The organism is Bacillus cereus group sp. N21 (genome assembly GCF_016483395.1).
GTDB classification, from domain to species: Bacteria; Bacillota; Bacilli; order Bacillales; family Bacillaceae_G; genus Bacillus_A; species Bacillus_A pseudomycoides.
The window spans coordinates 1-8738 of sequence record NZ_JAEHBX010000119.1 but is presented as its reverse complement, the minus strand read 5'-3'; the positions used below and the strand labels follow the sequence as shown (position 1 = coordinate 8738).

Genomic DNA, 8738 nt, shown 5'->3' with positions numbered 1-8738 from the left:
GGAATTGCATCATAATCTGTCATTGAATAGGCCATGTAGGTTCTATATCTCTATCAAATGGTTTTTGCACCAGAACCGTTATGAAATATATAAAGTATTTAGATAAGACAGGAAAAAGCCCTAATACTCAAAAAACATATTGTTATTCCTTAAAACATTTTTTTACTTACTTAGAAAAAACTAAAAAAGATTATAAGTATATTAGGTTAGAAGATTTAATAGAGTTTGTGGGTTGGTTAAGAAGTCTTTATGAGAGTTTAAAAGTCACTCCCCTTCAACAAGAGAAAGCAAAGCGAACGGAAAAGACAATTAACCTTACAATTACGGTTATAGCAAACTTCTATGACTACCTCTACCGAAATGAAGAAGTACAAAATGACATGATAGAAAAGTTAATGAAGCAAGTATTTACAGGAGGACACTCACGTTACAAAAGTTTTTTACATCATGTTAATAAGGACAAGCCATCAATCAGAAACATACTGAAATTAAAAGAACCACGCAAAAGAGTAGAAATACTCACAAAAGAACAAGTACAACAAGTATTACAAGCAACCACTAATATACGAGATAAGTTCTTAATTCAATTGTTATTTGAAACGGGATTGCGTATTGGAGAAGCTCTCGCTCTTTTCATGGAGGATTTTTTTTATGACCATCAAAAAGGGCATCGGATTCGTTTAGTAGAACGAGGGGAATTAGAAAACGGTGCGATGTTAAAAACAGGAGAACGAGAAATTTATGTGTCACAATCCTTAATGGATTTATATGATGACTACTTGTATGAAGTAATTGACGATTTAGACTTAGATACAAACTTTGTTTTTGTAAAACTAAGGGGAAAAGATGTAGGAAAACCAATGGAATATTGGAACGTAGAATCCCTTTTTAAGCGTTTGAAGAAGAAAACAAGGATAAACCTACACCCCCATCTATTTCGCCATACACACGCCACTATATTCTATCAGAAAACCAAAGATATTAAGCAGGTACAAGAACGATTAGGACATGCACAAATTCAAACAACAATGAACTTATACCTTCATCCTTCAGAAGAAGAAATCCGTGAGGATTGGAAAAAAGCACAGTCTGGATTTGATTTATCGAAAAAGGAATGAAAAGGAGTTACTTGATGAAAGAAACGAAAAAAATTCATGTGATAGAACAAGGATTTCACGAAGACTTAAAAAATGTATTATCCGCCTTTCCTGAAAAAGCAATACATAAAGGTGGTTCAGTTACAGTTGTACAAGTAAACAATCCTTATTTCTTAGTGAATGACAAGTGGAATATCCATTTTATCGGTGAAATCAAACAGTTTGAGGAATTAGTATCAAATTATAACTATGCCAATAAAAATATTTATTTCCGATTCACCAACCCTACAATCAACTTGGAAGTTAAATATGTTTATTATCAACAACTCTTTAACGATTTATGGACAATTAGTAGTGTTTTTAACGCTTATCAATTTCCATTAAACAAAATGGCCGAGTTTTTAAACAAAAAATATTCTGAGCTAACATCCTTGTTGGAGTTGGATATTGATAAAGTAGAACGAGAGTATTTGTTTTGGTTGAATGAGAATGGAGTCACTACTCATCAGCTTAGACAAAAGATAATTCAAAAAGATTTGGTTGAAAAAACACCAGTAGCAGGTATTTTAAGAAGAATTTATAATATGTTATTTCAATACACGGACAACCGAGAAGAGTTTGAAAAAGACAAATGGGATGTTCGTGTTTTACATGATAAGTATGGTGTGGAATACAATAAAAGTAAAAGTCAATATTACCTTGATTTTTCAAAGTTTGATAAAGATATTCGTGAGCAAATAAAAAAATATATAAAACAACGATTGCTTAGTAAAAATAAGTTTTCATGGTGTACAGCACAAAATTATCTAACTTTTCTCCCTATGTTTTTCACATTTGTATTTTCTTTAGAGCCAACATGGACGGATTTAAAGGCTTTAAATCGTACACACATTGTAAAATATATTGAATATTTACATGAGTACGCTAAAAATAATTTGAAGAAACGTAACTCTCAACCTGAACAGTATGTAAGTCTCTCACTAACAAAACTACAAAAGTACCTTGAAGATATTCAAAGGTACGAATATGAGATGGCTCCCGAAACTCCTGTACAACGATTGATTTTTCCCGATGATAAACCGAAAATCCGTAAAAAATCTATTGATCAAGTTGACTATATTCCTGACTATGTATTAGAGCAATTATTTACTCATATCAATGACTTGCATAAAGACTCTCAACCTGTTGTTTGGATAGCGTTTAAAACAGGACTTAGAATATCCGATGTACTTGGATTAACTTCTGATTGTTTAGTCAAACTCAATGGTCAGTATTATATTGAAACTGATATTGAAAAGACATACGTAAAAGGGCATCGGATTCCGATTGATGATTAGTTAGCAGATATAGTTGCCGTTCTGATTGATATATCCAAAGAATTGAGCAACCAGGACAACAACCCCGAAGGGTATATATTTGTTCGATATCGTGGCCAACGAAAAGGGAAACCATTTAGTCAAAGTTTTTTTCAAGATCAACTAAATATATTAGCAAAGCAAAAGAACATTACCGATGAAAATGGGAACTTATTTCATTTCAAAACTCACCAATTCCGACACACCTACGGTGTAAAAATGTTAAATGGTGGTGCGGATATTCTTACGGTACAAGAGTTATTGGCTCACGCATCCCCCGAAATGACATTAAGATATGCCAAACTATTAGATGATACGAAAAGAAAAGTGTTTGAATCAGTGATAAAGCAAGGAGTTTTTAGTTTTGACTTAAATGGTGAGATACAAGAAATTAAAGCAGGAGAAGATATACAAACAGACATATTAGATGCCTTATGGCAAGATCACAAGCTGAATGCGATGGACAACCCTTATGGAACGTGTCACGCTCGTTTGAATGGAAATTGTCCTCATATGGAAGCGCCACCTTGTCTAACTTGTGGTGATAATCAAACCCCATGTAAAGACTTAGCAGTAGGTTTTTCAGAGTTAGATAAACAAAAGTATGAACTTCACATAAAAACAACTACAAAAGCAATTGAATTAGCAAAACAACGGAACCGAGAAGATATTGCGGAGAAAAACGCAAAGAATCTACAACGTTACCAGAACATTTTAAATACTCTCCAAGAAGGAAATGTTATCTTTGGTAGACAAGATCGAATGAAACGAAAGTTAGGTGTTAAAAATGGCCGAATATAACCGTTCTGCACATTTGAAAGCGATTCATGCCAACCGTAAGGCTAACACCTATCAGAAGGTAGATGAAGCCATTAAAAGGCTTATAAAGGCTAATGAAAAAATAAACTTTAACAGTATATCCAGTGAAGCTAATGTATCAAAAGCAACACTTTATAACAACAAGGACTTCCGTTTGAGAATCGAAACATTACGAGAACAGCAATCACAAGTACCTACACCCAAACAAGTAAAACGAGAAATGAACGAAAGCAATAAGGATGCCCTTATCGCCTCTCTAAAAAGGAAGAATAAAAAATTGGAGGAAGAAAACAAGCAACTTAGAGAACGGTTGAAAGTAGCTTATGCAGATGTTTACAAAAAGTTATAAAGGAGAACGTTGTTCTCCCTCCTCTTCCTCACTACCGAAGCATAGTCGAAGAGTCCTAATTGTTCAGCAAATGGGCCATTTAATGGAGCAAAGCGATGTGAATTAACCTTTCTTTGAATGATTTATACGTGCTATAGTTTAAAGGGGCGATAACTTGAATATAAGATTAAACAAGAAAACAGAAGTTAATAAATTACTAGAAATATGGTACGAAGGTTCTGTAATAGCACATGACTTTATTGATAAGGATTATTGGAAATCACAGCGAACGGAGATGAAAGAAAAGTATCTCCCAATGTCTGAAACCTATGTTATAAGCAATGAGGAAGATATTGTGGGCTTCGTATCAATGGTAGATAATTATTTGGCTGCATTATTTATTGATGTTAAGCACCAAGGTGAAGGTTACGGAAAAGAATTGTTAAATTTCATAAAAAGACAAGGGAATAATATAAAATTAAAAGTGTACAAGAAAAATAACAATGCCGTTAAATTTTATTTAGGAAATGGCTTTGTAGTAAAAGAAGAATCATTAGATGAACAGACCGACGAGGAAGAATTTTTAATGGTATGGGAAAAGGGTTCATGAAAATACAAACGTATATTCTTCCATAAAAGGGCGCGATTGTTGAACAAAAATTACAAGGGTGATACATATTAGTCATGTATAATATGTATCACCCTTTATTTTTTATGACTTTTTGCGTTTTAGGTATTGATAACTTTAAAAAGTTATACCGTTTATAAAAAAATTGCACCGTTATACCCCTTTAGATTATCTAAAGGGGTATATTTATAGTAAAAAGGAAAAGAACATCTGGAATCAAAAGATCGATTAAGGAACTGTTGAGTGAAAATAAATTGTTCCGTTAAAGGGTCATATTGCTGAAGATGAACTGGGAATAAAAATCATAATACATAGGAAGTGGATGGATGAATTTATTAACTGTTACTGAGGAATTTTTTAATTATGTAAGGGAGTTTTTACTTTTAAGATTTACACTATTTGCTTTGGTCCTCATGACTTTTTCCTTTGTCATAAACCGTATTATTGATTGGTTCTTTAGGAAGTCAAGTTTTTTTGATGAAGAAGTAGAACAGACGATTCAAAGTGTAATTCGATCAATTTTTAGGTATGGAATTTTAATCAGTCTTGTTTTTTATCTAATTAGTCAATTTGTAGATATAAAAGGTATTCTTGCAGGTGCAGGGATTGCCGGAGTTGTCGTCGGTTTTGCTGCACAACAGATGCTAAAAGATGTTATATTAGGTTTCGCAAGATTAACGGACAAAGAGTTTCGTGTCGGTGATTTTGTTACTTTTAACGGAACAAGTTCAGGGACCATTGAGGAAATCAGTATTCGCTTTATGCAAATTCGTGAATGGTCGGGAAAACTCCTTACCATCCCACATGGAGAGATTAGAACGATACAAAATTTTAATAAGGGCTGGATGCGGGTTATTGAACGGGTTACGGTAAGTTATCAGGAAGATCCTACAAGAATAAAGGAATTGTTAGAAAAAGTATGTGTTATCTGCAATGAAAAATTGGATCAAAGCCTATATAGAATAGAGGACGAGGCTGTTGAATCATTTCACTATATTGGTGTTACAGACTTAAATCCAAATCTTAAATATGTTGGGTACGAATTTTGTATTGTAGGTTTGGTTAAACCTGAGGAGTATTTTGAAACTTCCAGGCAAGTAAGATTTGAACTAATGTCTATATTCCATGAGAATCAAGTACAAATGCCAGCAGCGAATATGTTCGTTCATACTGAAAAATTACAGTTGGAGAGTAGCTTTCACCAAGTAGGTAAAGAAAACTAGCTGATTGGAGATCCTAGGTCAGTTCATGAGGTGTGATTGGAAATTATATTAAGAATTTGGGTTTGTAGACTGGTAGATTTCGATGAGCTTAAGGGGTTAAACAATTCCTCCTAAAAAAAGTAACTTCCGCAATCGGTCCAGATTCTTGAATATTTGTTATAATAAAGGAAAGTACAGAAAATTTCCACTTTTCTGTTTCGCCGCCTGGCAAAAGTACAAAAAAGCACAAGAGGCCTGAGAAACAGTGGGAAGGTCGAAAGAATTGGTCATTTTGTTGAGTGAAAAAAGTTTGTTCAATTTTGTAAAAGTGAGGGAATGCTTATGTCATCTTATTTCTTTGAAAACGGGTTACATGGGGAAAATGCTCATGTTGACCCCTTGGAGGTGTTTGAGGGTTTACGGTGGGAGATGGCTGGGGAAAAACCCGAAAACTGTCCATATTCAGTGTGGCAGATTCTAAACCATATGATTTTCTGGCAAGATTTCTATCTTGCCTACCTTAAAGGTAGGGTGCCCAATCATCCAGAACGTGACGAAGACTCATGGCCCGATGAAACAGCTCCGTCATATAAAACCGAGTGGAGTGACACTCTTTTTCTATTCAGTAAGGGGCTAAAGGAAGCTGAAAACGAAGCAAAAAAAGATTTAAAGGAATGAAAGACGCGGGATTGGAAAGGACTCGTGGTGACCTTTTAGCCACTCTTATGGCACACAACAGTTATCATACCGGACAGGTAGCACTGATTCGGCAATTAACTGGAGAATGGCCTCCACCTTCTTGGTGATACTTGGTAGCTAACCGGTTACCGTTTTAAGTTTTGAAAGTTCAACAATCGGGCGCGATTGTGAAGCAACATAGATAGGAAATGATCAAACTTTTTTATAAAAGAATGAACCAACTGAAAATATTAAGAGCGTGTTTTGAACAATCTTTTTTTCAAAACACGCTCTTTTCTATGAACGTTTATCAAGGTTATTAGTATCAATTTGATCAAACTTTATTTTAAAGCAACAAGAGGAAGTTGTTTTTAAGAGGACTTTTTATTAATTTTTATCATCAAGAAAGCGGCGACCAAATAACAGAGTGATGGATAATAAACCAATGGAAAGGTATCTGGGAAAATAAGAGGTTTAACACCAAGATACTTTGTTGTAGGTAAACTAATAAGTAATGTCAAAAACATTAAATCTGATTTGTTATATAGTGAGGAGACTAAAGCAATACAACTTGGGATAAATAGAAAGATTACATGCTCTAACCTTAATATCCTTATCCATTCAGGCTTGTCTTCTCCAAGTACGGGTATATAATCTTGCCAAATATAGAATCCCATTATTGAACCAATTATTCCTAAAATGCAACCAGTAAGATACCTCTTATTTTTTATGATGGTCATTAGGACACCCCCTTTAGCTTAATTATATGCTGTCAAACAAGCTTCTAATCCTATTGCATACCGTATGCGTGGAAGGTTTACATAATCCCTCATTATCTGTAGAAAAAATGTTAATGCCGTAATTACATAAAGAAAAAGAACCCCTTATGATTTCTGGGATTCTTTTTCTTGTTTAAAGTTTACTCACACAAATGATCTGCACATCAACTCATTCTTGATATACAGATCATTTGTATAATGTTTTTTTACATATAATTGCAATTGCGGAATAATGAACTTACATAAATGCTTTTAAAAGCTCTTGTACGGCTGGAATTAATCCACCTAAAAATTTTAAAACTGCCATTGTGATTGCCATATTATTTCCTCCTCTTTTGTTGTTGCTAAGACATGATTTATCTTTATGCTCTTATTATAGTAAGCACTTATATTTATATCAATATATTTTTATATGTAATATTACATATATGAGTAAGGTCAACGAAATATCACATTTTCTTATTACGGCATGTATTGGGATAGCACCACACCGCCATCAAGCCAATGACAACAAGTACCCCATAACAAAAATTCTTTTAAGTTAATGGATGTGTAGCAAGACCCCATAAATAAAAAAGATAAGACCAGATTTGGTCTTATCTATGGCATAAGGAGAAAGAAAAAGGGTGATAACCATCACTTTTTTATCATATTACATTAACTGTCAATTTTGAATATTATAGATAAAAATAGTGACAATATCCATATTGAGAAATTTATTACTAATTTGTTTGTGCAGTATCAAAAGGTACACCTTTTGGGATGCTTTTATTACTAAGTATTAAAAAATACGGAGAGGCCTTTGCGTGTCTATAAAAGTATACCTTTACAAGCGGTTAAAGAACATCTATGAAACATTGAAACATCAAGTTTATAAAGGTGGTTGAAAATATTTATAAACGTTTATTTTTTATGAACACCTTTATAAACAAAAATGGTATAATTGTGGTAACAAATGTAAGGAGCATATCAAACGTGGCAAATATTTATGGATATATACGTGTAAGTACAAAAGATCAAAATGAACAACGTCAATTACATAAGATGATGGAACGAGGAGTGGAAGCTCGGCGTATTTTTGTCGACAAAGCAAGTGGACGACACTTTGATCGTCCTCAGTACCAATTATTACGAAAAATATTAAGTACAGGTGATATTGTTTACATAGATGCTTTAGATCGTATGGGTCGTAATTATGATGAAGTAATTTCAGAGTGAAAATACATAACAAGAGAATTACAAGCTGATATTGTTGTATTAGAAAATGAAACTTTATTCAATAGCCGTAAGTTCCGTGAAATGGGTGACATGGGTCGGTTGATGGAAGATCAATTTTTATCTTTGCTTTCCTATGTTGCAGATCAAGAGAGTAAAAAGATTCATCAGCGACAAGCGGAAGGGATTGCAGTAGCAAAATCTCAAGGAAAACACTTAGGCCGTCCTCAGGTAAACCTTTCGACGCTAAGCAAACAACAAATACATATAATAGAAGAAACTTATTCAAAGTGGAAGAATGGAGAAATAACAGCTGTTATGTTTATGGAAATGTTAGAGCTAAGGAAAAACACGTTTTATAAAATAATAAAAGAATATGAAGAAGCAAAGTAGCATTTCTGATAGGAGAAATGCTACTTTGCCCCCAGTTGTAGGAATCTTGGAGTTTTTGCACCAGAACAGTATTATGTATATCGAGAAAAAATAAAAGACAACTCTAATTTGATATGATCCCCTTATAGTAGACAGTAAAAAGAAAACACATTAATCTGTTTACTATAGAGGGGATTTTTTCTATGGGTAAAATTAGAGTAACTTACGATATAGAATTTAAGAAAAAAGCAGTAGATTTATACCT

General features: G+C 33.6%; 6 protein-coding genes and 2 pseudogenes. 7 read left to right on the top strand and 1 reads right to left on the bottom strand.

Annotated elements, in window-relative coordinates; translation table 11 throughout:
* Positions 1–80 precede the first annotated feature (80 nt).
* The 6 genes and pseudogenes from JDS96_RS29030 (at position 81) to JDS96_RS29005 (ending at position 6107) form a co-directional block, all read left to right on the top strand.
* Positions 81–1118, top strand: coding sequence for a tyrosine-type recombinase/integrase (locus JDS96_RS29030; RefSeq protein WP_199668896.1), 1038 nt, complete (start codon positions 81–83; stop codon positions 1116–1118).
* 14 nt (positions 1119–1132) lie between these two features.
* Positions 1133–3253 (top strand): annotated as a pseudogene (locus JDS96_RS29025) (tyrosine-type recombinase/integrase).
* Positions 3240–3620, top strand: coding sequence for a DUF6262 family protein (locus JDS96_RS29020; RefSeq protein WP_199668895.1), 381 nt, complete (start codon positions 3240–3242; stop codon positions 3618–3620). Before JDS96_RS29025 ends, JDS96_RS29020 begins: the two are co-directional and overlap by 14 nt.
* Before the next feature lie 154 nt (positions 3621–3774).
* A complete protein-coding gene (locus tag JDS96_RS29015; RefSeq protein WP_199668894.1) occupies positions 3775–4209 on the top strand; it encodes an N-acetyltransferase in 435 nt (144 codons plus the stop codon).
* A 344-nt stretch (positions 4210–4553) separates the two neighbouring features.
* Positions 4554–5450 (top strand): mechanosensitive ion channel family protein, encoded by an 897-nt coding sequence (locus JDS96_RS29010; protein WP_199668893.1) that lies wholly within the window; start codon positions 4554–4556, stop codon positions 5448–5450.
* A 321-nt stretch (positions 5451–5771) separates the two neighbouring features.
* Positions 5772–6107 carry a DinB family protein gene (locus JDS96_RS29005; RefSeq protein WP_199668892.1) on the top strand — a complete coding sequence of 112 codons (336 nt, stop codon included), beginning with the start codon at positions 5772–5774 and terminating at the stop codon, positions 6105–6107.
* Between the two features lie 371 nt (positions 6108–6478).
* Here the strand turns inward: JDS96_RS29005 and JDS96_RS28995 are convergent, their stop codons facing one another.
* Positions 6479–6847 carry a hypothetical protein gene (locus JDS96_RS28995; protein WP_199668890.1) on the bottom strand — a complete coding sequence of 123 codons (369 nt, stop codon included), beginning with the start codon at positions 6845–6847 and terminating at the stop codon, positions 6479–6481.
* Positions 6848–7861: 1014 nt separating this feature from the next.
* Here JDS96_RS28995 and JDS96_RS28990 point away from each other — a divergent pair.
* A pseudogene (locus JDS96_RS28990) lies at positions 7862–8494 on the top strand (recombinase family protein).
* The last annotated feature ends 244 nt before the right edge of the window (positions 8495–8738 follow it).

Bases quoted from the DNA above. Each gene is read 5' to 3' on its own strand.
- JDS96_RS29030 (WP_199668896.1), top strand. From the start codon at position 81: ATGAAATATATAAAGTATTTAGATAAGACAGGAAAAAGCCCTAATACT.
- JDS96_RS29020 (WP_199668895.1), top strand. From the start codon at position 3,240: ATGGCCGAATATAACCGTTCTGCACATTTGAAAGCGATTCATGCCAAC.
- JDS96_RS29010 (WP_199668893.1), top strand. From the start codon at position 4,554: ATGAATTTATTAACTGTTACTGAGGAATTTTTTAATTATGTAAGGGAG.
- JDS96_RS29005 (WP_199668892.1), top strand. From the start codon at position 5,772: ATGTCATCTTATTTCTTTGAAAACGGGTTACATGGGGAAAATGCTCAT.
- JDS96_RS28995 (WP_199668890.1), bottom strand. From the start codon at position 6,847: ATGACCATCATAAAAAATAAGAGGTATCTTACTGGTTGCATTTTAGGA.